The organism is Pseudarthrobacter oxydans (assembly GCF_030812335.1).
Classification (GTDB): domain Bacteria; phylum Actinomycetota; class Actinomycetes; order Actinomycetales; family Micrococcaceae; genus Arthrobacter; species Arthrobacter oxydans_B.
In genome coordinates this window covers 24326-49985 of sequence record NZ_JAUSSN010000005.1, presented here as the reverse complement: position 1 = coordinate 49985, position 25660 = coordinate 24326, and the positions used below count along the sequence as shown (strand labels likewise).

Sequence of the window (25660 nt, the reverse complement as noted above, 5' to 3'; positions counted from 1 at the left end):
CAGCACCGGCCATCCGGCCGCCATGCTTTCCCCAAGACCACAGACGCCCCGCCCGAGGATTCCTCGGACGGGGCGTCTGTCGTTGTGGGCGCCGTGGTGTCAGCCGACGTGGACCCACGGCCGCCTGGTCACGTCCGGCTCCGCCTCCCGCAGCACTTCGCGGGTCACTGGCGCAATTTCCCCCTCGCCGAAGGCCAGGAAGCGCAGGAGGTTGGTGATGGGGTTCCCTTCGGTCCAGCGGAAGTAGATGTGCGGCATCAGGCCCGTCACATCGCGGATGTGGAGCAGGACCGACGCGATCGTGTTCGCGACGACGGGTCCGTGGACTTCCAGGATCCGGTAGCCGTGCCGGGTGATGCCGCGGACCACGAGTTCTGTTTCGAAGTCGGACGAGTCGTCGACTACCACCTCAAGGAACAGTGCGCGGTAGTCCAGCGGTAGGTGGCTGACCTCCGTGGCGGACTCCAGTTTCTGCTGGTACGCCCCACGGCTGAGCCGGAGCGGTTCATGCGCGATGATCCGGATGGGTCCTTCGAGTTCGTCGGACATGAATTCCAGCGCCGAACTGTCCAGATGGACCCGGGTGGCGTGCAGCTCAAAGGAACGTCCGACCCGCGACAGCAGCGATATCACAATGATCCCCAGGATGAAGACCGACGCGATCCGGATGCCTTCAGGACGTTCGATGATGTTCGCGACGGTCGTGTAGATGAACACAACGGTAATGACACCGAACCCGACCGTGCGTTTGCGCTGCCGCTGACGGCGGACCGAGAGAGTGACGGCCACCGCAGCCGAGGTCATCAGCACCAGCACGCCGGTGGCGTAGGCGCCGCCTTGGGCATCGACGTCGGCGTCGAACAGCCAGGTGATCAGGAACCCGACCAGGGTGAACACGAGCACCAGCGGCCGGACGGCCCGGGCCCACCCAGGGGCCATGCCGTAGCGGGGCAGGTTACGGGGCACCAGGTTCAGCAACCCTGCCATGGCGGAGGCCCCCGCGAACCAGAGGATCGCGATGGTGCTGATGTCATAGACGCTGCCGAATCCCACACCCAGATACTCATGCGCCAGGAACGCCAGCGCGCGGCCGTTCGCCTCGCCGCCGGGCTGGAATTCCTGCTCCGGGATGAGCACCACCGTGGTGAAGCTGCTGACGATCAGGAAGCTGCTCATAATGAGCGCCGCCGTCGTCAGCAGTTTCCTGGCCCCCTGGATGCGGCCGGCGGGATGGTCCTCGGTATCGCCTGCGTGTCCCCGGATCTGCGGCATGACAGCGACCCCGGTCTCGAACCCGGACAGGCCGAGTGCGAGTTTCGGGAAGACGAGCAGGGCAAAGCCGACGGCCAGCAGCGGGTTTCCGTGCGAGGTGGAGATTGCCTGCCACCAGTTGTCCACCGCAACGGGGTGCGTGAACACCTCAAGGACCGAAACGGCTAGCACTGCGACGTTCAGTCCCAGGTAGATGGCGACTATCAGGACCGCGACACCGATGGCCTCCTTGAAGCCGCGGAGGAAGACCGCGCCCAGCATCGCCAGCAGGAACAGGGTGACCGGCACGTCCTGTCCCTGCAGCCAACCGGGGGCTACCGGATTCTGGATCAGGTGCGCCGTGGCGTCTGCCGCGGACAGCGTCATGGTGATCATAAAGTCCGTCGCGGCGAAGCCCAGCAGCACCAGGACGAACAGCTTTCCGCCCCAGCGCGGCATGAGCCGCTCGAGCATTGCAATGGAGCCCTCGCCCCGGTGGCTCTCGCCCGCCACCCGCCGGTAGACGGGGAGGGCGCCCAGCAACGTGATGGCGACGAGCACGAGGGTCGCGAGCGGCGAAATCACGCCCGCGGCGAGCGCTGCGATCGCCGGCTGGTACCCCAGGGTGGAGAAGTAGTCGACGCCGGTCAGGCACATCACCTGCCACCAGGTGTGCTTCTTCTCGTGGGCCGTGGGCACCCCGCCCGGGCCCTGGTGGGTGCCCTTGCTGTCCTGCAGCCCGAACAGCAGCCAGTTCTTCAGCGTGGTCCTGGCACGGGGGCGCGCGGCAGACGGGTCTGCCGGCGGCCTGCTCAGCGTGGTCATGGTTTCCTTCCCTCACAGCGCGGTCGAAGATGGCGGTGCGCCGCACAGCTCTCAGTTGCGAAACTAGCAGCGGCCGCCCGCGGCGCCCCTGCCGGGACGGGGATCTTGACGAATCCTTGACGCCGGGCTGCCCCGCCCAATGCTGCGTGAAATGGAAGAATGGCCCCATGGCACGTGGAACGCTGCGCATCTTCCTGGGATCAGCACCTGGCGTCGGGAAGACCTACGCGATGCTCCGGGAGGGGCACCGGCTGCACGACGGCGGGGAGGACGTCGTCGTCGCGTTCGCCCGGGACCGGGGGCGCCGCGACACCCGCGCCCTGTTGGCGGGGCTCGAGCTGATTCCGGCCAAGCGGGTCCCGTACCGCGGGGTCTTCCTCGAGGAGCTGGACCTGAACGCGGTCCTCCGTCGCGGCCCGGCCACGGCCATCGTCGACGATTACGCCCACACCAACCCCCCGGGCAGCCGGAACGACCACCGGTGGCAGGATGTTGATGAACTTCTGGAGGCCGGGATCAACGTCCTGTCCACCCTTGACATCCAGCATCTCGCATCCCTCAGCGACGTTGTCAGCGCCATCACCGACGTCCGGCCGGCGGAGACGGTGCCCGATGAGGTCGCCCGGCGGACCGGGCAGATTCAGCTCGTTGATGTCTCCCCGGAACTCCTGCGGCAGCGCGTTGCGGACCGCAAAATCGTCGCCGCAGACCGGGTCGACGCTGCGCTCACGAACTTCTACCGCCCGGGCAACCTGGCAGCCCTACGTGAGCTGGCCCTGCTGTGGTTGGCGGACCGGGTGGACGAGGGTCTTGCAAGGTACCGGACGGGGAACGGCATCGAAGCCAGCTGGCCGGCCCGTGAGCGGGTCGTCGTCGGGTTGCCCGGCGGCCCCGAGGGTCAAACGCTGATCCGCCGCGGCGCGCGCATCCTCAACCGGGTCAACGGGGGCGACCTCCTGGCGGTGCACGTACGCGCGGCGGAAAGTGCGGCGGCAGAATCTCCCCAGGAGCTCGAGACACAGCGGCGCCTGGTCCAGGACCTTGGCGGCAGCTATCATCTGGTGGCCGGTGAAGATCCGGCCGCAGCGCTGCTGGACTTCGCCCGCAGTGTCAACGCCACCCAGATCGTCGTCGGAATCTCACGCCGCGGCAGGCTGGCCGGACTACTGGCTGGCCTTCGCGGCGGCCGCACCGGCGCCAGGGTGGTCCGCGGCGCTGGTGCCATCGACGTTCACATCGTGTCCCAGCCGCCCGAGGGCGGAAGCCCGGACGTGCCCCGGCGGCGGAATCTGGGCCGCACCCGCGTCACAATAGGTTTTGTCATGGCCGTCCTGCTTCCCGCCCTGCTGCAGCTCCTGCTGGCGGTCAACCCGGACAAGAATCTGGCGACTACGGTCCTGGTCCAGCTCACCGGCTCCGTCGCGGTGGCGCTGGTCGGAGGACTGTGGCCAGCGGTCCTCGCGGCGCTCTGGAGCAGCCTGCTGGTGAACTACTTCTCCACCCCGCCGGTAGGGACCCTGACCATCAGCGATTCAGAGAACGTGCTGGCCCTCCTGGTGTTTGTCGGGGTGTCCGCAGCAGTCGCCACCGTGGTGGACCTCTCCGCGCGGCGTTCCAAGGAAGCGGCACTCGCCCGGGCGGAGGCCGCCACCCTCGCGGACCTCTCGCGCGGGGCGGCCGGTTCGGAGGATACGGTTGTGGGATTGCTGGAGCAAGCCCTGGACGTCTTCCAGGTCCGGGCCGCGGCCCTTCTGAGCCGCCAGGACGACGACGTTTTCCCGGCTGGCGCCGGAACCGTGGCCCGCCCGGGTGGAAGCTGGCGGCTTATCGCCAGCGCCGGCGAAGCTCCGGACGTCGGTTCCGGCGGCGCCGGGGACAGCCCCGGAACAGCAGCTATCCGCGGCGACACCGTGGAACGGATCGATGACACCACCTGCCTGGTGCTGACCGGCCGGGTGCTGCCGGCCAGCGACCGACGCCTGCTCGGCGCCTTTGCTGTCCATTTGATGGCTCAGCTGGAACGCCAGCAACTGCTGGCCAGCCGATCCGAAGTCCTCAAGCTCGCTGAGGGGAACACGATGCGGACTTCGATCCTGCGCGCCGTCTCGCACGACCTTCGAACTCCGCTGGCCGGCATCAAGCTCGCGGTGGGAGGCCTTCGGCAGGAGGGCGTCCGCTACAGCCCGGAGGAGGAGCAGGAACTGCTGGCAACCATCGAAGACTGTTCGGACCGGCTGGAAGTGCTGGTCGGAAACCTGCTGGACATGTCCCGGCTCACATCCGACTCGATCAAGCCGCTGTTGCGGCCGGTGCGGTGGTACGAGGTCATTCCCGGCGGTCTGCACGGGATCGATCCGGGCCGGGTGCGCGTCGAGCTCCCGGCCAACATGCCCGAGGTCGAGGCGGACCCGGGCATGCTTGAACGTGTCCTGGCGAATATTGTCGAGAACGCCGTCAAGTACGCCCCCGAATCCGACATTGTCCTGACCGGATCAGCAGGCGTGTTGGGCCCGGCACCCGTGAGCGGCCGCCCGGCCGGTGAACTGCGCATCATCGACCACGGTACGGGCATCCCGGCGGACCGGGTCGTGGACATGTTCCGCCCCTTCCAACGCCTCGACGATGCCACGCAGGCAACCGGGGTGGGACTCGGTTTGGCCGTGGCGAAGGGATTCACCGAAGCGATGGGCGGCAGACTGACCGCCGAAGCGACGCCGGGCGGCGGCCTGACCATGGTGATCGGCCTTCCGCTGTCAGCTGGCATCCCGTTCCACGCCGAGCCGGAGCAGGCGCCGCTGGAACCGCAATCAGCGATCATCGGCCGCCACCATGCACCGCCTATCCTCGCGTCCGGGACGGACCCGGTATGACCGCCGTGCTGGTAGTCGACGACGACACCTACCTGCTCCGGGCCCTGCGGATCACCCTGCAGGCCCATGGCTACGACGTCGTGGCGGCACCGGACGGCCGTTCGGCGCTGCTCGCTGCGCAGCAACAGCCGCCCGCCCTCGTGATCCTGGACCTGGGGCTTCCTGACATGGACGGATCGGCGGTGATCCGGAAGCTCCGCGGCTGGAGCTCAGTGCCGATTCTGGTCCTCTCCGCCCGTCATGGTTCCGAGGACAAGGTTCAAGCGCTCGACGCCGGCGCCGACGATTACCTCACCAAACCGTTCGGGCTGGACGAACTCCTGGCCCGGCTTCGCGCTCTTCTGCGCCGCAGCGCTGAGGCGGAGCCTCCGGCGCTCATCACTACCGAAGCATTCACTGTGGATCTGGGTAAACGCCGCGTGCTTCGCGACGGCCAGGACATCCGGCTCACTCCGACCGAATGGAAAATGCTGGAGGTGCTGGTCCGGAATCCGGAGAAGCTCGTCACCCAGCAGCAGCTGCTGTCCGAGGTGTGGGGTCCGGCCTACGCCAAAGAAACCAACTATTTGCGGGTCTATATGGCCCAGCTCCGGCGCAAGCTGGAACCCGAGGCCACGCCCCGGCACCTGATCACCGAGGCGGGGATCGGTTACCGGTTCCTGCCCTGACCGGTCCCGCGGGATCCGCGGGACCGGTCCCTCCCTACACGAACGCGGACTTGCCCGTCACAGCCCGGGCCACGATCAGTGAGTTGATCTCGTAGCTGCCTTCATACGTGTACAGGATCTCGGCATCACCAAAGAGCTTGCCCATCTCGTAGTCGCTGCTGATCCCGTTGCCGCCCATCAGCGAGCGCCCCATCGCCACCGACGCCCGGGCCAGCCGGGTGGTGGTGGACTTGGCCATTGCGGCCTGGACCATCTCCAGCTGGCCGTCCTCCTGGATCCTGGCGAGCTGCGCCATCAGCGACAGCGACGCGGAGGCGTTGCCCAGAATCTCGGCCAGCTGCTGCTGGATCAGCTGGAAACGCGCCAGTTCCTTGCCGAACTGCTTCCGCTCCAGCGAATAGGACCGCGCGACGTCGAACGCGGCCAGCTGGATGCCGGCGGCCTGCCAGCCCACCCAGGCGCGCGAATCGCGCAGCAGCTCATTGGCCTTGGAGAAGTCCGTGGCCCCGGGCAGCAGGTTGGCCTTCGGGATGCGGACCTCGTCGAGCACGATATCCGCGTTCTGCATGATCCGCAGCCCGATTTTGTTCGCGATCTTGGTGGCGGTGTAGCCGGGGCGGTCCGTCTCCACGATGAAGCCCTTGATCTGCTGGTCCGCGACGTCCCGCGCCCACACCACGGCGAAGTCCGCAATGGTGCCGGCACCGATCCAGCGCTTGGCGCCGTTGATGACCCATTCCCCGCCGTCCAGCCGTGCCGTGGTGGCCAGGCCGCCCGCGATGTCCGAGCCGTGCTCCGGCTCAGTCAGGGCAAAGGCGCCGATCTGCGTCAGGGCCGTAAGTCCCGGCAGCCAGCGCGCCTTCTGTTCCTCGGAGCCGAGCTGGTCGATCATCCCGACGATCAGCTCATTGTGGATCCCTACCAGGGCCGAGAGGGACACATCGGCGCGGGCCAACTCGACGTACATCAGGCCCTTGAACAGCTTGGACGTCCCGTCCGTCTGCAGGCCGCCCAGGCCGTACTTGCCGAGCTCGGCGACCAGTCCGAACGGGAATTCCTCACGGTTCCAGTAGTCGATCGAGGCCGCCCGGACCCGGGACTGGAGGAAGTCACGGACTTCCTGGTAGCGGAACTGTTCCTCCGGGGGAAGCAGGTCGACGATGTACATCAGGTCGGCGTCCGGGAACGGCGGTGCCGCTATGCCGGCCGCGCTCTCCGCTGCTGACGCGGCGGGTTGCCGCTGCGTGGCCTCCTCCGTGAGGGTCGCTCCGCTGGCACGTCCTTGTGGCTGCACGGGCAGGTATCCCTTCGTAGTGATCCGGTCATGAACCGGGTCGGCTCTTCCAAACCCTTGGATGTCCTAGTATATTGCATAGTGATGGTGATCACTAGGCAACTCGTGATCACCGGGCAACGGCGCCGGGCTTGAAACGGCTGCGCCACCAGACTTCGAAAGGTGCACCATGACAGTCACTGAGGAATTCCGCGCAGCACGCGACCGCATGCTTGACCTCCGCACGGACTACGAGGCGGCGCGCAGCGAATTTCAGTGGCCGCGCTTTGAGTACTTCAATTTCGCCCTCGACTGGTTCGACCAGATCGCGGTGGACCCGGCCAAGGCGAACAACCCGGCCCTCGTCATCGTCGAGCAGGACGGCTCGGCCACGCGGCGCAGCTACGCGGATCTGTCCCGGCGCTCGGCCCAGGTGGCCAACTGGCTCCGCAGCCAGGGGGTGCGGCGCGGTGACCGGATGATCATCATGCTCGGCAACCAGGTGGAACTCTGGGAACTGATGCTCGCCGGCATCAAGCTCGGCATCGTCATGATCCCCACCACCACCCTGATGGGGCCCGCGGACCTCAAGGACCGGGTGGAGCGCGGCGGCGCGAACTGGGCCGCCGTCGGGAGCGCCAATATAGCCAAGTTCGCCGAGGTCCCGGGCGACTACACCCTGATCGAAATCGGCGGCGACGCCGGCAGCGCCGACAACGCCGGCATAAACACAGCCAACGCCGGCATAAACACAGCCGCCCTGCAGTACACCGGATCCGCCGGCGCAGAGGAGGCCTTCACCCCGGACGCGCCGACCCTGGCCGACGAGACCCTGCTGCTCTACTTCACCTCGGGCACCACCTCCAAGGCCAAGCTCGTCGAGCACACGCACACCTCGTACCCGGTCGGCCACCTGTCCACCATGTTCTGGATCGGGATGGAACCCGGCGATGTGCACCTCAACGTGGCCTCGCCCGGCTGGGCCAAGCACGCCTGGTCCAACGTCTTCACACCCTGGATCGCCGAAGCCTGCGTGTTCATCTACAACTACGAACGCTTCGACGCCAAGGCACTCATGGAGCAGATGGACCGCGAGTCCGTGACGAGCTTCTGCGCCCCTCCCACGGTCTGGCGCATGCTCATCCAGGCCGACCTGACCCTGCTGAAGAACCCGCCCACCAAGGTGGTCTCCGCCGGCGAGCCGCTCAACGCCGAGGTGATCGACCAGGTCCAGCGCGCCTGGGGACAGACCATCCGCGACGGCTTCGGCCAAACCGAATCCACGGTGCAGATCGCCAACACCCCCGGCCAGCCGATCAAGATCGGCGCCATGGGCAAGCCGCTGCCCGGCTACGACGTTGTGCTCGTGGACCCGGCGACGGGTGACGAGGGCGACGACGGCGAGCTCTGCCTGCGCCTCGACCCCCGCCCCGTCGGGCTGATGAAGGCGTACTACGGGGATCCCGAAAAGACGGCGGAGGCGTTCCGAGACGGCTACTACCACACCGGTGACATGGCGAGCCGGGACGAGCGCGGCATCATCACCTATGTGGGCCGCGGCGACGACGTCTTCAAGTCCTCCGATTACCGGCTGTCCCCGTTCGAGCTGGAAAGCGTGCTCATCGAGCACCCGGCGGTGGCCGAGGCCGCCGTCGTCCCCTCCCCCGACCCGCTCAAGCTCTCGGTGCCCAAGGCGTTTGTGGTCCTTGCCGCCGGGCACGAGGCCGGCCCGGAACTCGCCGAGGACATCCTGCGCTACTGCCGCGACCACCTGGCCCCGTTCAAGCGGATCCGCCGGCTGGAATTCGCCGAACTGCCCAAGACGATCTCGGGCAAAATCCGGCGTGTGGAGCTGCGGCACAGCGAGGAACTGCGCCACGGCGGCGGGACCGTCCCGGCCGGACTCGGCACGGAGTACTCCGAAGCCGACTTCCCCGGCCTGAAAAGCCCCGCCGAAAAGCTAGGCTGAACCGTATGAAATTCAGGACAAGACGCTGGGGGTGCCGTGGCAACGCCGCTGCCGCGTGACCCGATCGCCGACGCCCGGCTGAACTGGGAACGGCACGGCTGGTCCGACGTCGCCGCACCGATGGCGGCCATCACCGCCATCATGCGGACCCAGCAGATCCTGCTGGCCCGGATCGAGGGCATCCTGAAGCCGTTCGGGCTGACGTTCGCCCGCTACGAACTGCTCGCCCTGCTGAGCTTCGCCCGCAGCGGCGCGCTGCCCATGAACAAGGCGAGCGCGCTGCTGCAGGTCCACCCCACCTCGGTGACGAACGCCGTCGACCGGCTGCAGGGCGCGGGGCTGGTGATCCGCTCGCCGCACCCCACGGACGGGCGCACCACCCTGATTGAACTCACCCAGGAAGGGCGTACGCTGGCTAAAAGGGCGACGGCGGCACTGAACTCCGAGGTCTTCGCCCAGTCCGGCTTCGCGGAGCAGGATGTCGACCAGCTGATCCGGATCCTGGGCACCTTCCGCCGCGACGCCGGCGATTTCAGCGACTAACCCCGGCCGGAGGGCCCCAACAGAACTGACGTCCCGTCACACCGCAGTGGCGGGTTCCGCGGCACCAGGAGACGACTCATGCAGCCGAACGCCTATTCCCGCCCCGATGACCGGGAGCTGCTCCGCGCCTCCCTGCGCCTGCTCTCCGGCAGGTTCCGGCCCGCCGTGCTCTTCGCCGGACTGGCCAGCGGCGAGCTGCTGCAGCTGACGGATTTCCTGGGCACCGCCACGTCCAGCCTGCACCAGATGCAGGTGGTTCCAGGCACGGGGCTCGGCGGCCGGGTCTTCACGCAGCGGCGGCCGTTCCTCGTCGAGGACTATATCGCCTCCGAGGGAATCACCCACGAATACGATCTCGCGGTCCGGCGGGAACGCCTGACGTCCATGGCGGCCGTGCCGGTGGTGGTCCGGGGCCAGTCGCGCGCGGTGCTGTACATCGCCAGCAGGGACAGCGCCCCGCTGGGCGAAAATACAGTGTGCGAGGCGATGGAGGCGGCCGCCGAAATCGCCGCCGAACTGCGGATCCGGGACGAGGTGGACCGCCGGGTCTCGATCATCGATACTGCCAGGGCCGCGCCTGCCCTGGTCCAGGACCGCAGCTGGCTCGAGCACGTCCGGGAAGCCCACGCCGAGCTGCGGTCCCTCGCCGGCACGGTGTCCGATCCTCATTTGGCGCGGCAGCTGGACATTATCGGCAGCCATCTGGCGCCGCCGTCCGCCGTCGGGATCCATCCGACGGCCCGGCTGGCCCGCCGCGAGCTCGATGTGCTGGCGCAGGTGGCGCTGGGTTGTTCGTACCAGGAAACCGCTGAACGCCTCGGCTTGAAAGCGGTGACGGTCAAGAGCTACCTGCAAAACGCGATGTCCAAATTGTCCGCGCACAACCGGCTTGAGGCCGTGTCCGCGGCCCGCCGGCTGGGACTCATCCCGTAGGGCGGGGCCGCCGGTGTTCACCGGCGGCCCCGCCCCTTGCTGCGGATCCCCGCACGCCCGGGAACCGCAGCCTGGATTTGTCTCGGCGCAGACCCCTAGGGACCGGCGACGGGCCCGACAAATGCTGCGTCGTCCACATGCTTCGAGGAGGCGTGCGGACCGCCGTCGTCCAGCCCCTGCTTTTCGCGGTTGGGCAGGGCCAGGGTGCAGAGCACGCTGAACACGCCGATCCCGGCGAGCAGGACCCCGATGGACCACGCACCGGACGTAACGGCGAGCTGCGCCGCCACGAGAGGGACAATGCCTCCGCCGACGACGCCGGCCAGGTTGTAGCCCATACCGGCGCCGGTGTAGCGGTAGCGGGTCTCAAAGAGCTCCGGCAGCAGTGCCCCGGCAGGGCCATAGGCGATGGCGAAGATCACCAGGGTGACGGTGAGGCCGAGACCAAAGGCGAAGACGGTGTTCGCGCTGAGGATCGGGAACAGCATGAGCGACCACGGCACGGCGAGGATGCAGGAGGTGGCAATGACCTTCTTGCGGCCGAAGCGGTCCGAGAGGACGCCGGAGGCCAGGGTGGCGGCGGCGACAAACAGGGAGGAGACCATGCCCGTGCTCAGCACTTCCACCCGGCTCAGTCCCATGCCTGTGGGGCTCGTGGCAAAGCTGGTGAGGTAGGCGGTGCCAATGTAGAAGAAGGCAAACAGCAGCGTCAGGGAGCCGCCGGCGAGGAGGATTTCGCGCGGCTGGCGCTTGACGGATTCGAGGATGGGCAGCTTGGTGCTGGTATGCGTAACCTTGGCGGCGTTCTTGAAGACCGGGGTCTCCTCGATGCTCAGCCGGACCCACAGGCCCACGAGAACCAGCACGGCGCTGAGGATGAACGGCACCCGCCAGCCGATGGTGATGAAGGCGTCGGACTTGTCCCCGAGTGTGAGGTTGGTAATGAGGAACGTGCCGCTGGCCAGGGCGAAGGCAACGGACGGGCCCATCTGCGGGAAGGAGCCGAAAAGCCCGCGCTTGCCCTTGGGGGCGTATTCGGCCACGAGGAGCGTGGCGCCGGCCCATTCGCCGCCAACGGCGAGTCCCTGCACGAAGCGGAGCACGACCAGCAGGATGGGGGCGGCCACGCCGATGGTGTTGGCGTCAGGTATCAGGCCGATCATCACGGTGGCGATACCCATCATGAGCAGCGTGGTGATGAGGGTTTTCTTCCGGCCGATCCGGTCTCCGAAGTGGCCGAAGATGATGGCGCCGACGGGACGGGCGAAGAAGGCGACGGCAAACGTGCCGAAGGAGGCAATGGTGCCGGCGGCGGCACCCAGGGCCGGGAAGAACACGACCGGGAACACCAGGGCGGCGGCGGTGCCGTAGATGAAGAAGTCGTAGAACTCGATGGTGGTTCCGGCGGCGCTGGCGAAGGCAACCTTGCGCAGCGTCTTCTTACTGGGCGGCGCTTGCAGCCCGGCCGGCGAAGTTGGTGAAACTGAAGTCATGGCAATCTCCTTTGATGTCAGCCTCGATGCGCGGCTTTGTGACTTAGCTCACCGTAGCGAAAAGCGTGGACATCCAACTACCTCCCAAAAGAGGTAGTTCCGAAAAGCGCGGGACCACCCGGGCGGTCCCCTAGACTTCGGGAAGAAACCAATTCTGAACCTGAGGAGCGTCATGATCCCGGAGATCAACATCTGGGCGGTACTGCTGGCCACCCTGTCCAGCATGGTGGTGGGGTCCGTCTGGTACACACCGAAGGTGTTCGGCAACTACTGGATGCGCGTCGCCAAGGTCACCCCGAGCGGGGACGCCAAGGACGCCGTCAAACCGATCCTGATCACCCTCGTCGTCAGCTTCGTCAGCGCCCTGGTGCTGGCCGGGGCCGCCGCCATCTCGCAGCACTTCTACGGCGGGGATTTCCTGGCCAACACCCTGGTCACGGCCCTGATCCTGTGGGCGGGGTTCACGGCGGCGCGCTTCATCACCCACGACGCCTTCGAGGGCCGCCCGGCCGGACTGACGGTGCTGAACTGCGCGCACGAACTCGTGACCCTCATGGTGATGGCCCTCATCATCGGCCTGTTCGGGATCAGCGCGGCGTGATGACCTAACCAGCAGCGTCGGGCCGAAGCGGCGGAGCCTATTTTGCCCTGAATCTGACCGGAGTATCGTGGTTCGAAGCCGGACAGCGCCGTCCGGTCAGGCAGCAATTAGTGCTCACAGAGCGTCGATTGGCGATCCCCCAGGAGGGGCCATGACTTCGCCCAGCCTCCCCATACCGCAGCCTCCCCCGAAGCCGGTGGTGGGCAACCTTCCCGACATTGACTCCAGCAAGGGAATCTTTGGCATAGTCGAGGTGGCCGAGCGGTACGGCCCCATTGTGCGCATTCAGTTCTTCAACCGCAGCGTCATCGCCATCTCCTCCCAGCAGCTCGTCAACGAAGTGTGCGACGAGTCCCGTTTCGGCAAAGTGCTGGGAGTTTCCCTTCGACAAGTACGGGATTTCACCGGCGACGGCCTATTCACCGCAAGAACGGAGGAACCAAACTGGCAAAAGGCGCACCGGATCCTGATGCCGGCGTTCGGGCCTGCCGCGTTGAAGCGGATGTTCAGCGGTATGGACGACATCGCCGAGCAGCTGCTCCTCAAGTGGGAGAGGCTCGGCCCCACGGCCCGGATCGACGTTCCCGACAACACCACCCGGCTGACCCTGGACACGATAGCCCTGTGCTCGTTCAGCTACCGTTTTAACAGCCTTTACCGGGAGGAGATGCATCCCTTCGTCGGGTCCATGGTCCGAGCCCTGGTCGAATCCGGGGATCGGGCGCGCAGGCTCCCGGTCCAGAACAAAATCATGCTGCGGAGACGACACCAGTTCGAGGAAGACACTGCCCTGCTGTTCGAGGTCGCCGACCAGATTATCAGCGACCGTCGGCGCCACCCGAGTCCGGCCGGAAGCGAAGACATCCTGGACACCATGCTCAATGCGGCGGACCCGGTGACCGGCGAGCGGTTGTCCGAGGAAAACGTCCGCTATCAGATGGTCACCTTCCTGGTGGCCGGGCACGAGACCACCAGCGGACTGCTGTCCTTTGCGCTCTACGAGCTGCTCCGCCATCCGGGTGTCCTGGCCAAGGCGCGCGCCCAGGCGGACGAGGTCCTCGGCACTGAAAGCGCCCGCTTCGAGCACCTGCCCCGACTGGGGTACCTGGACCAAATCCTCAAGGAGACGCTCCGGCTGTGGCCCACCGCCCCGGCGTACAACGTCGCTCCGTATGAGGACACGACGCTCGGCGGCCGCTTCGAGGTCCCGGCAGGCCAACCCATCCTGGTTGTGATCCCGCTGCTGCACCGGGACAAGGCGGCATGGGGCGAGGACGCCGAGATCTTCGATCCGGACCGGTTCTCCCCGGAACGGGCTGCGGAAATCCCCGCCAATGCGTGGAAGCCCTTCGGCAACGGGCAGCGCTCCTGCATCGGCCGGGGATTTGCCCTGCAGGAGGCCATGCTCTTCCTGGCCAAGCTCCTGCAGCGTTTCGAGATCACGGCGGCGGACCCGGGCTACGAACTGCAAATCAAGCACACGCTGACGATGAAGCCTGAGGGGCTCTTCATCCACGTGCGCAGGCGGGAGGTCACGATCGCGGCCGGACTCCAGGTCGCCGTCGAACATGCCCGGCAGGTAGAAGCGGCAGCGACGGCCGCCGCACCCAACGGCGTCCCGATCCGTGTGCTCTACGGTTCAAATGCAGGCACGTCCAAGGACTTCGCCCAGCGTATCGCCAACGATGCCGGACGGCGCGGCTACAGCCCCACCCTCGTTCCGCTCGACGAGGCGGCTGCCGGACTGCCGGCGGAGGGGCTCGTCACGATCGTGACATCCTCCTACGAGGGACAGCCACCGGACAACGCCCGAAAATTCGTGGCCTGGACGGAGGGCCTGCAGCCGGGCGGCCTCGCCGGAGTGCGGTACACGGTCTTCGGCAACGGCAACAAGGACTGGGCGCGAACGTACCAGGAGGTGCCCAAGGCCATCGACGCACGGCTCGAGGCTGCCGGCGCCACACGGATCTATGTCCGGGGCGAAGCCAACGCCCGGGGCGATTTCTTCGGCAACTTTGAAGAGTGGTACGCGGGGTTCTGGCCCGCCGTCGACGCCGCCCTCGGGCAGAAGACCAGCACCCCGGCCGCGCAGCCCCAGCTTGAACTTCAGTTCGTCGGCAACGTCCGGGACCCGTTGCTGCGCCAGAATGGGCTGTCCCTCGGTACCGTCGTCGCGAACCGGGAACTGGTCGATCTGGCCAAGCCCGGCGCCCGGTCCAAACGGCATGTCGAGATCGCCCTGCCCGAAGGGATGACCTACCGGACCGGGGACTATCTGGCTGTCCTGCCGCTGAACCCCAGCGCACTCGTCCAGCGCGCCTTGGCCCGCTTCAACCTCGACTACGACTCGCACGTCCAGTTGAGCATGGAGCGGGGAAATACGTTCCTTCCCACCGGCGCGCCCGTGGCTGTTGGCGAACTGCTGAGCAGTTATGTCGAGCTCGCGGTTCCTGCCACACGCCCCCAGCTGGAGGACCTGGCTGATGTTGCAACGGATCCGGCACAGCGCGGGGAACTTCAGGCCCTGGCGAAGAACCGCGAGCGCTATGCGGCCGAGATCCTCGACAAGCGCGTCTCTGTCCTGGATCTGCTGGAAACGCACCCGTCATGCCAGCTATCGTTCACCTCGTTCCTGCAACTGCTGACCCAGCTGACCCCTCGGCGGTACTCCATTTCCTCGTCCCCGCTCTGGAGCCCCGCCCACGCGACCCTGACCTTCACCGTCATCCAGGCGCCGGCCTGGTCCGGACGCGGCGTCTTCGAAGGCGCCTCTTCGACCTTCCTCGCCCAGGCCAGGCCCGGGTCAAGAGTCGCAGTCACTGTCCGCGCTTCGAATGCGGCCTTCCACCCGCCACCGTCCTTGGCGGTCCCGCTCATCATGGTCTGTGCAGGAACCGGGCTGGCACCCTTCCGCGGATTCGTGCAGGACCGGGCGTTGCGGGCCGAGGCCGAAGACACGACTCCGGCGCCCGCCCTACTGTTCTTCGGCTGCCGGGCCCCGGACACCGATTTCCTTTACCACGCGGAACTTGCTTCGTGGGCAGACCAAGCCAACCTGGACCTCCGGCCGGCCTTCTCCGCCGCACCCGTGGACGGCGTGAAGTACGTCCACGACCGGCTGTGGGCAGACCGGGCCGACGTCGTCGAGCTGGTCAGGCAGGGCGCCACTGTCTACGTCTGCGGCGATGGCAGGCACATGGCGCCGAAGGTCCGCGCTACGTGCGCGCTGATCTACCAGGAGGCGACCGGCGCCTCAAAGGCGGAGGCCGAGGCATGGATGGATGAGGTGGAACGCACCCACAGCAGGTACGTGGCCGACATCTTCACCTGATGACGCCGTGTGGTCTAACGGTGCGTGAAGTCCGGCTGGCGCTTCTCGGCGAAGGCCGCCATGCCTTCCTTCTGGTCCTCGGTGGCGAACAGCGAGTGGAACACCCGCCGTTCAAACAGCACCCCTTGGGCCAGCCCGGTCTCGAACGCGGTGTTGACGGCCTCCTTGGCCACCATCGTCACCGGCTTGGACTTGGAGGCGATCACCGCGGCGGCCTTCAGGGCCTCGTCCACGACGTCGGCGGCCGGCACGACACGGGACACGAGGCCGGCGCGTTCGGCTTCCTCGGCGTCCATGAAGCGTCCGGTCAGGATCATGTCCATCGCCTTGGATTTGCCCACCGCCCGGGTGAGGCGCTGCGAGCCGCCCATGCCGGGGAGCACGCCCAGGTTGATTTCCGGCTGGCCGAACTTGGCGTTGTCCCCGGCAATGATGAAATCGCACATCATCGCGAGTTCACAGCCGCCGCCCAGGGCGAAGCCGGACACGGCCGCGACCACCGGGATGCGCAGCCGGGTGAAGTCCTCCCAGCCGCGGAACCAGTCCGCCGCGTACATGTCCATGTAGCCCTTGGACTGCATTTCCTTGATGTCCGCCCCGGCCGCGAAGGCCTTGGCGGAGCCGGTCAGCACGACCGCCCCCACCTCGGGGTCGGCGTCCATGGCCGACACGGCGGCCACGAGTTCGTCCATGGTGGCCTTGTTGAGGGCGTTCAGCGCCTCGGGCCGGTTGAGCGTCACGAGCCCCACGCGGCCACGGCGCTCCACCAGAATGTTTGTGTACTGCTCTCTCATGCCTGTCCCCTTAGCTGTTCAAAAATGTTTGGTGTTCGGCTGGTCGGTGTTCAGACCCGGCTAGTGTGCGGATCTGTCCCGGATGTCGGTGATGATGCCGGAGAAGTCCCGGCCCGCCCCGCCTTCCGCGGCAAAGCTATCGTAGATTTCGGAAGCGAGCGGACCCAGCCGCGCGGCGACGCCGGTGCTTTGGAGCGCGTTGAGTGCCAGCTTGAGGTCCTTCGCCATCAGGGCCCCGGCGAAGCCGGGCTGGTAGTCGCGGTTGGCGGGGCTCGTGGGCACCGGCCCCGGCACGGGGCAGTTGGTGGTGAGCGCCCAGCACTGGCCCGAGGCCGCCGAGGCGACGTCGAACAGCGCCTGGTGGGTCAGGCCCAGCTTCTCGCCGAGCACAAAGGCCTCGCTGACCGCGATCATCGAGACGCCGAGGATCATGTTGTTGCAGATCTTCGCGGCCTGTCCGGCACCATGTTCCCCGCAGTGGACCACCCGCTTGCCCATCACCTCGAGCATCGGCCTGACGGCCTCGAAGTCCTCCGGAAGCGCCCCGACCATAAACGTCAGGGTGCCCGCCTCGGCGCCCACGACGCCGCCGGAAACCGGTGCGTCCACGGCGCGGTGCCCGGCCGCCACGGCGAGTTCAGCCGCCTCCCGGGCCTCATCCACATTGATCGTGGAGCAGTCCAGGAACAGGGTGCCGGGGGCTGCGGTGGCGAGGAGACCGGACTGTCCAGGCTGGCCGGGGGTGCCGCGGTAGGCATCCAGCAGGTGTTTGCCGCTGGGCAGCATGGTGAGGACGACGGCGGCACCGGCCACGGCCTCGGCCGCCGTGTCCGCGGTGGCGATGCCGTGCGCCCGGGCAGTCTCCAGCGCGGCCGGCACCACGTCGAAGCCGGTCACGGTGTAGCCGGCCTTGACCAGGTTGATGGCCATCGGCCCGCCCATGTGGCCCAGGCCGAGGAAGGCGACCGGGCCGGCCTGCGCCCCGGGCCGGCCGGGTTCAGGCGTCGAGGGTTCAGACATTGTCGCGCTCCTTCGATAGCATCAGTTCACGGTCGCCCAGCGGCGCAAAATAGGATTCGACGTCGCCGCGGCTGACCTCCGCCAGTGTGGCGGGCTGCCAGTGCGGGTTGCGGTCCTTGTCCACGACCTGGGCGCGGATGCCTTCGCGGAAGTCGGGCCCGGCGAGGAACCGCAGCCCCACCCGGTATTCCTGCGCCAGGGCTTCCTCGAGGCCCAGTCCCCTGACCCGGCGGAGGGATTCCAGCGCCACTTTCACGGCGGTCGGCGACTTGGCCTCGATGGTGTCGGCGGCGTCGGCGGCTTCCCCGCCCACGGCCCGCAGCCGGCGCACGATCTCCCCGGCGTCGTCGCTTGAATAGCAGGCGTCAATCCATTCCTGCTGCGCTGCGAGGACGGAGGGCGGTGCCTCCTCGGCGAAGCGCGCGACGGCGTCATCCGCCGCCTCGCTCTCCAGCGCGTCGGCAAGTTCCGCGAGCTTCGCGGACGGGACGAAGTGGTCCGCGAGGCCCAGGAACAGGGCGTCGGCGCCGCTCAGGTGCGCGCCGGTGAGGGCCGCATGGGTGCCGGACTCCCCCGGTGAGCGGGAGAGCAGCAGGGTGCCGCCGACGTCGGGCACGAACCCGATGGTGGTCTCCGGCATCCCCATCCGGGTGCGTTCGGTGACGATCCGGACCGATCCGTGTGCGGAGATTCCCACTCCGCCGCCGAGGACCAGGCCGTCCATGAACGCCACGTACGGCTTCGGGTAGCCCGCGATGAGCGCGTTCATCCGGTATTCCTCGGCCCAGAAGTCGGCTGTGGCGTCGCCGCCGTCGAGCATGTCCCGGTAGATCGCCACGATGTCGCCGCCGGCGCACAGGCCCCGGTCACCCGCGCCGTGGACCAGCACCGCCGCCACGGCGTCGTCGTCCGCCCAGAGCGTGAGCTGCTCCAGCATGGCCGAGGCCATGCCCGCGGTGAGCGCGTTGACGGCCTGGGGCCGGTTGAGCGTGACCACGCCCAGCCGGCCGCGCCGTTCGAACAGCACCTCCGCCGACGTGGCGTCAGAGGAATGCTTCCCCGCCATCAGCTGCCTTCCGGCATCACGAAGCTGGCACCGGTGCGGATGCCGGAGGGCCAGCGGGTGGTGACCGTCTTGGTCTTGGTGTAGAAGCGGAAGGCGTCCGCGCCGTGCTGGTTGAGGTCGCCGAAGCCGGAGGCCTTCCAGCCGCCGAACGTGTAGTACGCGATCGGCACCGGGATGGGGACGTTGATGCCCACCATGCCCACCTGGACCCGGCTGGCGAAGTCGCGGGCGGAGTCGCCGTCGCGGGTGAAGATTGCCACGCCGTTGCCGAATTCGTGCTCGCTGCACAGGCGCAGCGCCTCGTCGTAGTCCTCCGCGCGGAGCACACTCAGCACCGGGCCGAAGATCTCTTCCTTGTAGATCGACATGTCCTTCGTGACGTTGTCGAAGAGGGTGGGGCCGACCCAGAAGCCGCCCTCGTAGCCCTCGACCTTGAGGCCGCGGCCGTCGGTGAGCAGGGTTGCGCCCTCGTCGACGCCGGCCTGGATGTAGCCTTCGATCCGTTGCTTGGCGGAGGCCGCCACGACCGGGCCGAAGTCCGAGTCCTTGGCGAGGCTGTGGCCGACCTTGAGGGCCGCGATCCGCTCCTCCAGCTTCGCGACGAGCGCGTCGGCTGTGGCCTTGCCGACCGGCACGGCCACCGAGATCGCCATGCAACGTTCGCCGGCGGAGCCGAAGCCGGCGCCCATCAGGGCGTCCGCGGCCATGTCCAGGTCCGCATCCGGCATGATCACCATGTGGTTTTTGGCCCCGCCGAAGCACTGGGCGCGCTTGCCGTTCGCGGCGGCGGTGGCGTAGATGTACTGCGCGATCGGTGTGGAGCCGACGAAGCCGATGGCCTGGACCCGGGGGTCCTCCAGCAGCGCGTCGACCGCTTCCTTGTCGCCGTTGACGACGTTGAAGACACCGGCGGGCAGCCCGGCCTCGGTGAAGAGTTCCGCGAGCCGCAGCGGCACGGAGGGGTCCCGCTCGGACGGCTTGAGAATGAAGGAGTTGCCCGCGGCGAGCGCCGGGCCGGACTTCCAGAGCGGGATCATGGCCGGGAAGTTGAACGGCGTGATCCCGGCGACGACGCCGAGCGGCTGGCGCAGCGAGTGGACGTCGATGCCGGTTCCGGCGTTGTCCGAGAATTCACCCTTGAGCAGGTGCGGGGCGCCGGCGGCGAATTCCACGACCTCGATGCCGCGCTGGATGTCGCCCTTCGCGTCGAGGAAGGTCTTGCCGTGCTCCGATGACAGCAGAGTGGCGAGTTCGTCGAGGTTCTGGTTGACCAGATCGACAAACTTGAGCAGGATCCGCCCGCGGCGCTGCGGGTTCATGGCCGCCCATTCGAGCTGGCCCTTTTCCGCATTGGAGACCACGTTGCGGACTTCCTCGGTACTGGCCAGCGGCACCCTGGCCTGGACCTCGCCGGTGCACGGATCGTAGACATCGCTGAAGCGCCCCGAGGTGCCTTCAACGTGCTGTCCGTCAATGTAATGGGATAGTTCGCGAACCATGATGGAATGCTCCTTTGCACCGTGTGATTGCCGAAGTGACGGCCGGGCCGTGTGACCCACGCCATCCTCTGCTCCCGAATATACTCGGACTTCCTACTAAATTCCAGAGGGGCGGGGCCGGACCGCCGCTTCGTCCGGCAGCCAAGTTCGGTAAGTTAGGGATTGTGAAGATAGCTACCTGGAATGTGAACTCGCTCCGCGCCCGTGCCGACCGTGTTGAAGCCTGGCTTCAGCGCACCGACTGTGATGTCCTGGCCATCCAGGAAACCAAGTGCAAGGACGACAACTTCCCCTGGGAGTTGTTCGAGAGCCTGGGCTACGAGGTGGCGCACTTCGGCCTGAGCCAGTGGAACGGCGTGGCGATCGCCTCCCGCGTGGGGCTCGACGACGTCGAACGCACCTTCCTGGACCAGCCCGTCTTCGGCAAGGCCGGCAAGGATGCCGTGCAGGAGGCCCGAGCCATCGGCGCCACCTGCGGCGGGATCAGGGTCTGGAGCCTCTACGTTCCCAATGGCCGGGCCCTTGACGATGAACACATGCCGTACAAGCTCAGCTGGTTGGACACCCTGCGGACCCACGCCGAGGGCTGGCTCCGGGAGGACCCCGCAGCGCAGATTGCCCTGATGGGCGACTGGAACATTGCCCCGCAGGACGACGACGTCTGGGACATCGACTACTTCCGCGCCGAACGCCTCACCCACGTGAGCGAACCGGAACGCGAAGCCTTCCACGCCTTTGAGAACGCCGGCTTCCAGGACGTTGTCCGCCCGCACACCCCCGGCCCCGGCGTGTACACGTACTGGGACTACACCCAGCTGCGCTTCCCGAAAAAGGAAGGCATGCGGATCGACTTCGTCCTGGCCTCCCCCGCCCTCGCGGCCCGGGTCACGGGCGCCGCCATCGACCGCGAGGAACGCAAGGGCAAGGGTGCCTCGGACCACGCCCCCGTGATCGTGGAGCTGAGCGACTGATGGGCGCAGCCCAGGGAAGCGACGTGGTGCGATGACGGGAAACCTCTACCGCGGCCAGGCCGGGCTGCCGTTCTCCTCCGCGCTGCGGGTCTACGAACCCCTGGAGGCGTTCCCGGAGGAGCAGCAGGGTGCCCTGCGCACTGCGGGGGCCCGGAGCGTTTCCCGGGCCGCCGTTGAAAACGCCGAGCTGCTGGCTTCCCTCGGCCGCATCACCCGCCCGGGCGGGGACCCGTTCCCCACCGGGGCGACGGACCTGGTCAGGATCCTTGCCGTCCCGCGGACCGGCGGCACTGCCCCCGGAGGCACCGCCCCCGGCGGCACTGCCCAGGAGGCAGGGCCGGCCGATGCCGGGAGCTCCGACGCCGGGGCGCCGGACACCGTTGCTCCGGACGCCGGGCGGCCGGAGCGGCTGCTGTACTGCCCCAGCCAGCTGGTGCTGCGGGCCGGGCTGGCGGCCAACGCCCTGATGGAGGGCATCCACGGGCCGCTGGCCCAGCTGCTCATCCCGGAGGAGCAGCGCGACCGGCACCAGGAGCGCATCGATGAAGTTCGGGCGCATTCCGGGCTGGGCCGCGTGCACACCCGGGCGTCCACCTGGGGCATCCCCTTCAGCTGGTTCTGCCTGTTCAAGGAATCGGACCCCACGGACGTGGTGGAATCCGAGGGGCGGATCGTCACCGTGCGCATCCGCGCGACGATCGGCGAGTCCCTGGAGCGGGTCCGCTACGCCGTGGCCCATCTGGCCCTGGCCGCCCCGGATCTGGACATGCTCGAGGACCTGACCCAGCTCACCGAATGGCTGGAGCTTTTCCACCCGGAGTCCATGGTGGAGCTGGACTACGGCGCCGTGGCGGACAAGGTCTACCCGGATGACTCGCCCATGGATGTCCGGCTGGGTATCGAGTGCCTGGCCGAAGGGGACATGACCGGGGCCGCTGCCGCCTACCGCCGGCTGGCGTCCCGCTGGATCCCGATCCGGCAGCTGGCCCGCGCGTCCTGACGGGGGCGCCGGCCGCGTCCGGCTGCTCGCCGGGGGCTGGCACTGTGCGCGGCCTCCGCTTCGGGCCGGGGCCTCGGGCGGCGGCTGGCGCTACGGGCGGCCGGCCCGAGGGATGAGAGTCTCCGGTGCGGCGCCCTTCCGGGCTGCAGCCTCCGCGCCGCGGGGCGGCGCCGTCGTGGTCCGGACAATCAGCTCGTGCGGGGCCAGCATGGAGTGCACTGAACCGGCGATCCCGTCGAGCTCGTCCAGCAGCATTTTTGTGGCCAGTTCGGCCTGCTCGTCCGGTCGCTGCCGCACCGTGGTGAGCCCCATGGCCTCGGAGAAGTCGTGGTCGTCGATCCCGATGACGGAGAGGTCCTCAGGGATCTTCACCCCGGCCCGGGTGGCCTCAAAGATGATCCCCATGGCCATCTCATCCGAGGCGCAAAAGATTGCCGTGGGCTTCGGTCCGGGCCTGTCCCAGAGACGGTGAAAGGCGTCCTGGCCGCTGCGGACCGTGAAGTCCCCCCATTCGTCCCATTCCTTCCGGACGTTTAGGCCGGCTTCGGCCATGACGTCCTGGAAGCCCTGGATCCTGACTCGGGGAACGTCGAAGTTGAGGTCCGTTTCGTCATCGCCGTGCAGCAGTGCGATCTCCGTGTGGCCGAGGTCGATCAGGTGCCGCACGGCCGTGGCGGCGGCGGCGTAGTCGTCGATTCCGATGTAGGGGCATTCCTCGACGTGGCCGCCGACAACGATCAGCGGGATGTCGATCTTCTGCAGGTGTTCGATTTCCTCGTGGGTCAGTGCCATACACAGCACCAGCAGCGCGTCGATCTGTTTGTAGACCATAGTCTTGCTGAAGAGCCGTTCGCGGTTGCTGCCGTGGCCGCCCAGGTTGAAGAGCGACAGATTGTACTGGCGGGCGTGCAGTTGACGGTCGGAACCCTCGATGGCCTTGGAGAAGAACCAGCGGCTGACGAAGGGGGCCAGCACGCCGATGGTCTTGGTGCGCCCGGTGGCCAGCCCGGACGCCGAGGAGGAGGCGACGTAGCCCAGGTCTGCGGCGATGCCCAGGATTTTCTCCCGGGTGGCCGGCGAAACCCTGGGCAGGCCGCGGACGGCGCGGGACACGGTGGCGGTGGATACTCCGGCGGCGGCGGCCACATCTTCGATGCTGACACCGGAGTGGCCCCCGCGCTGTGCCCTGTCTGTCGTCCTTGCCACCGTGTCCCCTTGTCGACTGGCTCCTGAGGCAACTCGCGGCCTCCGAAGCACTCCATTAGCCTGCCTCCCCCACGGCAACAAATGCCCCGCTTAAGCAACGCGGGGTCACTTTCCGCCCATAAACCCCCTCGGGATGGGCGCCAGGTGACCCCGCGTTCACTTGCGCCGGGACGCCGTCCTTTCGGGCAGGCGCCGGCGCAGCCGGATCAATCCGTACAGGGCCAACACCATGGCCAGCAGGCCCAGGGCCCAGCCCAGCGCTGGCTGGCCGGTCACCTCCATCCAGACGGTGATCACCAGCAGCACCAGTCCCCAGAACCCGAGGAGACCGATGATGATGTCGAAATCCTCCCCGGAACGGACGTGGCGGTATTGGCTGCGCACCAGCCCGCGGCTCGGCTTGCTGTTCATGGCCAAGCCGTCACTTCACGGCGCCGGCGGTGAGGCCCGCGACGATCTTACGCTGGAAGATCAGCACCAGGATCACCAGCGGAATTGTGACGATCGTTCCGGCGGCCATGATGGCCGTGTAGGGAATCTGCTGCGGCTGGGCCCCGGCGAAGTTGGCAATGGCCACCGTCACCGGCTGGGTCGCATCATTGGAGAGCTGGCTGGCAATCAGGAACTCATTCCACGAGGAGATGAACGCCAGGATCGCCGTCGTGAAGATGGCCGGTGCCGCCAGCGGCATGATCACCCGCCGGAACGCCTGCCCCTGGGTGCAGCCGTCCACCCGGGCTGCTTCCTCAAGCTCCCACGGCATTTCCCGGAAGAACGACGTCATGGTGTAGACCGTCAACGGGAGGACAAAGGAGATGTTCGGAATGATCAGCGCCTGATAGGTGCCGATCCAGCCGATATTGGTGAACAGCTGGAACAGCGGGGTGATGAGGGCGACCCCGGGGAACATGGACGCCCCCAGGATGAAGCCCAGCACCAGGTACTTGAACCGGAAGTTCAGCCGGGCCAGCGCATAGGCTGCGAAAACGCCAACCACCAGCGAGATCACGGTCACCGTTACGCCGATGAACACACTGTTCAGCAGCGCCTGGCCGAACCTGTTGCCAAACGATGTATCGAAGGCTGTTTTGAAGTTGTCGAGCGTCACGTGAGTGGGCAGGAGTGAGGTGTCGTAGGTGTAGCCCACCTCGCGGAACGCCGTCACCACCATCCAGTAGGCCGGTGCGAGGCACCAGAACAGGATGACGGCTGCACTGACATAGGTGCGGACGCTCGCCCACTTCTCGCGGTTCTGGGCCACCTTGCGGCCACGGTCCTGCTTGGCACGGAGTTCGGTCGCGGCGGTCATTTCTTCCCCTTACCTGCACCGGTCTGCTGCTCCACGACGTTCGCTCCGAGGAAACGGACAAAGATGAAGGCCACAATGAAGATGATGATGAACGTAATGGTCGACAAGGCAGCGGCTGAGTTAAACCCCTGCCTGAGTTGGTTGACCACCAGGATGGAGAGCGTTGTGGTGTTGTTGGAGCCCTCCGTCAGGATGTACGGGAGGTCGAACATCCGCAGGGCATCCAGCGTCCGGAAGAGGATGGCGACCATCAGCGCCGGCTTCACCAGCGGCAGGGTAATCATCCGGAACCGCTGCCACGCTGAAGCCCCGTCGACCTTGGCCGCTTCGTAGACGTCGGCCGGAATCATTTGCAGCCCGGCTAGGATCAGCAGGGCCATGAACGGCGTCGTTTTCCAGGTGTCGGCGATGATGACGGCCCAGCGGGCCGGGTTTTCGCTGCCCGTCCACAGGATTGTGGTGTTGAACAGCTTGTTGCCAATGCCCTCAAAAGCGAAGATGAACAGCCACAGTTGGGCAGTGACGGCGGTGGGGATGGCCCACGGCACCAGCACGGCCGCGCGCACCAGGCTGCGTCCGCGGAACGTACGCGCCATGATGATGGCCATCCAGAAGCCGAGGATCGTCTCCAGCGTCACCGTGACGATGGTGAAGTAGAAGGTCGTTCCCGTGGCGGACCAGAACTGGGAGCCGAGGGTTCCTGGCGGGCAGGCCACGGTTCCGCCGCCCGGGGCGGCGCACTGCTGGAAGATCCAGTTCGTGTAATTCGAGAGGCCAGCCGGGCCGCCTTCGGTGAAGAGCCCCGTGACGGGGTCAAGGCCGGCGTCCTTCTGGAATGACATCACGATGGCGCTGATGATCGGGTAAACGATCACGATGGCCAGTGCGACGATGGTTGGAGCCAGGAGCCATGCGGCCCACTTGCCCTGGCTCGCAATCGCGTTATCCTCCCCGACGCCCTTGGGCCCGTGGTGGATCGGGGTACCGCCCGACGCCGGTTCCTTGACCGGCGTCGGGCCCAATTCGGTTGCCATGGCT

The 25660-nt window shown here is 67.3% G+C and carries 20 protein-coding genes; 9 read left to right on the top strand and 11 right to left on the bottom strand.

Going from position 1 to position 25660, the window contains the following annotated elements:
- Positions 1 to 99: 99 nt before the first annotated feature.
- A complete protein-coding gene (locus J2W14_RS09760) occupies positions 100 to 2076 on the bottom strand; it encodes an amino acid transporter (protein ID WP_307461728.1) in 1977 nt (658 codons plus the stop codon).
- A 167-nt stretch (positions 2077 to 2243) separates the two neighbouring features.
- On the opposite strand from J2W14_RS09760, the gene J2W14_RS09755 reads away from it, so the two are divergent.
- Positions 2244 to 4946, top strand: a complete 2703-nt coding sequence (locus J2W14_RS09755; RefSeq protein ID WP_307461726.1) for a DUF4118 domain-containing protein — start codon at positions 2244 to 2246, stop codon at positions 4944 to 4946.
- A complete protein-coding gene (locus tag J2W14_RS09750) occupies positions 4943 to 5614 on the top strand; it encodes a response regulator (RefSeq protein WP_307461723.1) in 672 nt (223 codons plus the stop codon). The genes J2W14_RS09755 and J2W14_RS09750 overlap by 4 nt, the downstream gene beginning before the upstream one ends.
- 34 nt (positions 5615 to 5648) lie before the next feature.
- Here J2W14_RS09750 and J2W14_RS09745 read toward each other — a convergent pair whose 3' ends face one another.
- A complete protein-coding gene (locus J2W14_RS09745; RefSeq protein ID WP_307462360.1) occupies positions 5649 to 6782 on the bottom strand; it encodes an acyl-CoA dehydrogenase family protein in 1134 nt (377 codons plus the stop codon).
- Positions 6783 to 7077: 295 nt separating this feature from the next.
- Here J2W14_RS09745 and J2W14_RS09740 point away from each other — a divergent pair, with 295 nt between their 5' ends.
- From J2W14_RS09740 to J2W14_RS09730, 3 genes are all read left to right on the top strand, one after another.
- Entirely contained in the window at positions 7078 to 8856 is a 1779-nt protein-coding gene (locus J2W14_RS09740; protein ID WP_307461720.1) for an AMP-binding protein, read from the top strand.
- 36 nt (positions 8857 to 8892) lie between these two features.
- On the top strand, positions 8893 to 9399 hold the full coding sequence (locus J2W14_RS09735) for a MarR family winged helix-turn-helix transcriptional regulator (RefSeq protein WP_307461717.1): 507 nt from the start codon (positions 8893 to 8895) through the stop codon (positions 9397 to 9399).
- 78 nt (positions 9400 to 9477) lie between these two features.
- A complete protein-coding gene (locus J2W14_RS09730; protein ID WP_307461715.1) occupies positions 9478 to 10332 on the top strand; it encodes a helix-turn-helix transcriptional regulator in 855 nt (284 codons plus the stop codon).
- A 95-nt stretch (positions 10333 to 10427) separates the two neighbouring features.
- Here J2W14_RS09730 and J2W14_RS09725 read toward each other — a convergent pair whose 3' ends face one another.
- Positions 10428 to 11825, bottom strand: coding sequence for an MFS transporter (locus tag J2W14_RS09725; protein ID WP_307461712.1), 1398 nt, complete (start codon positions 11823 to 11825; stop codon positions 10428 to 10430).
- A gap of 172 nt (positions 11826 to 11997) precedes the next feature.
- Between J2W14_RS09725 and J2W14_RS09720 the strand changes: the two genes are divergently transcribed.
- Positions 11998 to 12426 carry a DUF1761 domain-containing protein gene (locus J2W14_RS09720; RefSeq protein WP_307461709.1) on the top strand — a complete coding sequence of 143 codons (429 nt, stop codon included), beginning with the start codon at positions 11998 to 12000 and terminating at the stop codon, positions 12424 to 12426.
- Between the two features lie 151 nt (positions 12427 to 12577).
- Complete coding sequence (locus J2W14_RS09715; RefSeq protein ID WP_307461707.1) at positions 12578 to 15757, top strand: bifunctional cytochrome P450/NADPH--P450 reductase; 3180 nt, start codon at positions 12578 to 12580, stop codon at positions 15755 to 15757.
- A gap of 14 nt (positions 15758 to 15771) precedes the next feature.
- Here the strand turns inward: J2W14_RS09715 and J2W14_RS09710 are convergent, their stop codons facing one another.
- Genes J2W14_RS09710 through J2W14_RS09695 form a run of 4 tightly spaced genes read right to left on the bottom strand, consistent with a single transcriptional unit; the run spans position 15772 to position 20136 of the window.
- Positions 15772 to 16551, bottom strand: coding sequence for an enoyl-CoA hydratase (locus J2W14_RS09710; protein WP_307461704.1), 780 nt, complete (start codon positions 16549 to 16551; stop codon positions 15772 to 15774).
- 60 nt (positions 16552 to 16611) lie between these two features.
- On the bottom strand, positions 16612 to 17571 hold the full coding sequence (mmsB, locus tag J2W14_RS09705) for a 3-hydroxyisobutyrate dehydrogenase (RefSeq protein WP_307461697.1): 960 nt from the start codon (positions 17569 to 17571) through the stop codon (positions 16612 to 16614).
- The gene (locus J2W14_RS09700) at positions 17564 to 18637 is read right to left on the bottom strand and encodes an enoyl-CoA hydratase/isomerase family protein (protein ID WP_307461695.1); all 1074 of its coding nucleotides are present in this window, start codon (positions 18635 to 18637) and stop codon (positions 17564 to 17566) included. Before J2W14_RS09700 ends, mmsB begins: the two co-directional genes overlap by 8 nt.
- A complete protein-coding gene (locus J2W14_RS09695) occupies positions 18637 to 20136 on the bottom strand; it encodes a CoA-acylating methylmalonate-semialdehyde dehydrogenase (RefSeq protein ID WP_307461693.1) in 1500 nt (499 codons plus the stop codon). Before J2W14_RS09695 ends, J2W14_RS09700 begins: the two co-directional genes overlap by 1 nt.
- Before the next feature lie 164 nt (positions 20137 to 20300).
- On the opposite strand from J2W14_RS09695, the gene J2W14_RS09690 reads away from it, so the two are divergent.
- Entirely contained in the window at positions 20301 to 21107 is an 807-nt protein-coding gene (locus J2W14_RS09690) for an exodeoxyribonuclease III (RefSeq protein WP_307461691.1), read from the top strand.
- A gap of 31 nt (positions 21108 to 21138) precedes the next feature.
- Complete coding sequence (locus tag J2W14_RS09685) at positions 21139 to 22107, top strand: hypothetical protein (RefSeq protein ID WP_307461688.1); 969 nt, start codon at positions 21139 to 21141, stop codon at positions 22105 to 22107.
- Between the two features lie 90 nt (positions 22108 to 22197).
- Here J2W14_RS09685 and J2W14_RS09680 read toward each other — a convergent pair whose 3' ends face one another.
- The 4 genes from J2W14_RS09680 to J2W14_RS09665 form a co-directional block, all read right to left on the bottom strand.
- Positions 22198 to 23313, bottom strand: a complete 1116-nt coding sequence (locus J2W14_RS09680; protein WP_307461685.1) for a LacI family DNA-binding transcriptional regulator — start codon at positions 23311 to 23313, stop codon at positions 22198 to 22200.
- A 156-nt stretch (positions 23314 to 23469) separates the two neighbouring features.
- The gene (locus J2W14_RS09675) at positions 23470 to 23724 is read right to left on the bottom strand and encodes a hypothetical protein (protein ID WP_307461682.1); all 255 of its coding nucleotides are present in this window, start codon (positions 23722 to 23724) and stop codon (positions 23470 to 23472) included.
- A 10-nt stretch (positions 23725 to 23734) separates the two neighbouring features.
- Complete coding sequence (locus J2W14_RS09670) at positions 23735 to 24622, bottom strand: carbohydrate ABC transporter permease (RefSeq protein ID WP_307461680.1); 888 nt, start codon at positions 24620 to 24622, stop codon at positions 23735 to 23737.
- Positions 24619 to 25656 (bottom strand): carbohydrate ABC transporter permease, encoded by a 1038-nt coding sequence (locus J2W14_RS09665; protein ID WP_307461679.1) that lies wholly within the window; start codon positions 25654 to 25656, stop codon positions 24619 to 24621. The genes J2W14_RS09670 and J2W14_RS09665 overlap by 4 nt, the downstream gene beginning before the upstream one ends.
- Positions 25657 to 25660: the final 4 nt, after the last annotated feature.

Excerpts from the sequence above, each read along its gene's own strand:
- J2W14_RS09760 (WP_307461728.1), bottom strand. The coding sequence starts at position 2,076 with ATGACCACGCTGAGCAGGCCGCCGGCAGACCCGTCTGCCGCGCGCCCC.
- J2W14_RS09755 (WP_307461726.1), top strand. The coding sequence starts at position 2,244 with ATGGCACGTGGAACGCTGCGCATCTTCCTGGGATCAGCACCTGGCGTC.
- J2W14_RS09750 (WP_307461723.1), top strand. The coding sequence starts at position 4,943 with ATGACCGCCGTGCTGGTAGTCGACGACGACACCTACCTGCTCCGGGCC.
- J2W14_RS09745 (WP_307462360.1), bottom strand. The coding sequence starts at position 6,782 with ATGTACATCGTCGACCTGCTTCCCCCGGAGGAACAGTTCCGCTACCAG.
- J2W14_RS09740 (WP_307461720.1), top strand. The coding sequence starts at position 7,078 with ATGACAGTCACTGAGGAATTCCGCGCAGCACGCGACCGCATGCTTGAC.
- J2W14_RS09730 (WP_307461715.1), top strand. The coding sequence starts at position 9,478 with ATGCAGCCGAACGCCTATTCCCGCCCCGATGACCGGGAGCTGCTCCGC.
- J2W14_RS09725 (WP_307461712.1), bottom strand. The coding sequence starts at position 11,825 with ATGACTTCAGTTTCACCAACTTCGCCGGCCGGGCTGCAAGCGCCGCCC.
- J2W14_RS09720 (WP_307461709.1), top strand. The coding sequence starts at position 11,998 with ATGATCCCGGAGATCAACATCTGGGCGGTACTGCTGGCCACCCTGTCC.
- J2W14_RS09715 (WP_307461707.1), top strand. The coding sequence starts at position 12,578 with ATGACTTCGCCCAGCCTCCCCATACCGCAGCCTCCCCCGAAGCCGGTG.
- J2W14_RS09710 (WP_307461704.1), bottom strand. The coding sequence starts at position 16,551 with ATGAGAGAGCAGTACACAAACATTCTGGTGGAGCGCCGTGGCCGCGTG.
- mmsB (WP_307461697.1), bottom strand. The coding sequence starts at position 17,571 with ATGTCTGAACCCTCGACGCCTGAACCCGGCCGGCCCGGGGCGCAGGCC.
- J2W14_RS09700 (WP_307461695.1), bottom strand. The coding sequence starts at position 18,637 with ATGGCGGGGAAGCATTCCTCTGACGCCACGTCGGCGGAGGTGCTGTTC.
- J2W14_RS09695 (WP_307461693.1), bottom strand. The coding sequence starts at position 20,136 with ATGGTTCGCGAACTATCCCATTACATTGACGGACAGCACGTTGAAGGC.
- J2W14_RS09685 (WP_307461688.1), top strand. The coding sequence starts at position 21,139 with ATGACGGGAAACCTCTACCGCGGCCAGGCCGGGCTGCCGTTCTCCTCC.
- J2W14_RS09675 (WP_307461682.1), bottom strand. The coding sequence starts at position 23,724 with ATGAACAGCAAGCCGAGCCGCGGGCTGGTGCGCAGCCAATACCGCCAC.
- J2W14_RS09670 (WP_307461680.1), bottom strand. The coding sequence starts at position 24,622 with ATGACCGCCGCGACCGAACTCCGTGCCAAGCAGGACCGTGGCCGCAAG.
- J2W14_RS09665 (WP_307461679.1), bottom strand. The coding sequence starts at position 25,656 with ATGGCAACCGAATTGGGCCCGACGCCGGTCAAGGAACCGGCGTCGGGC.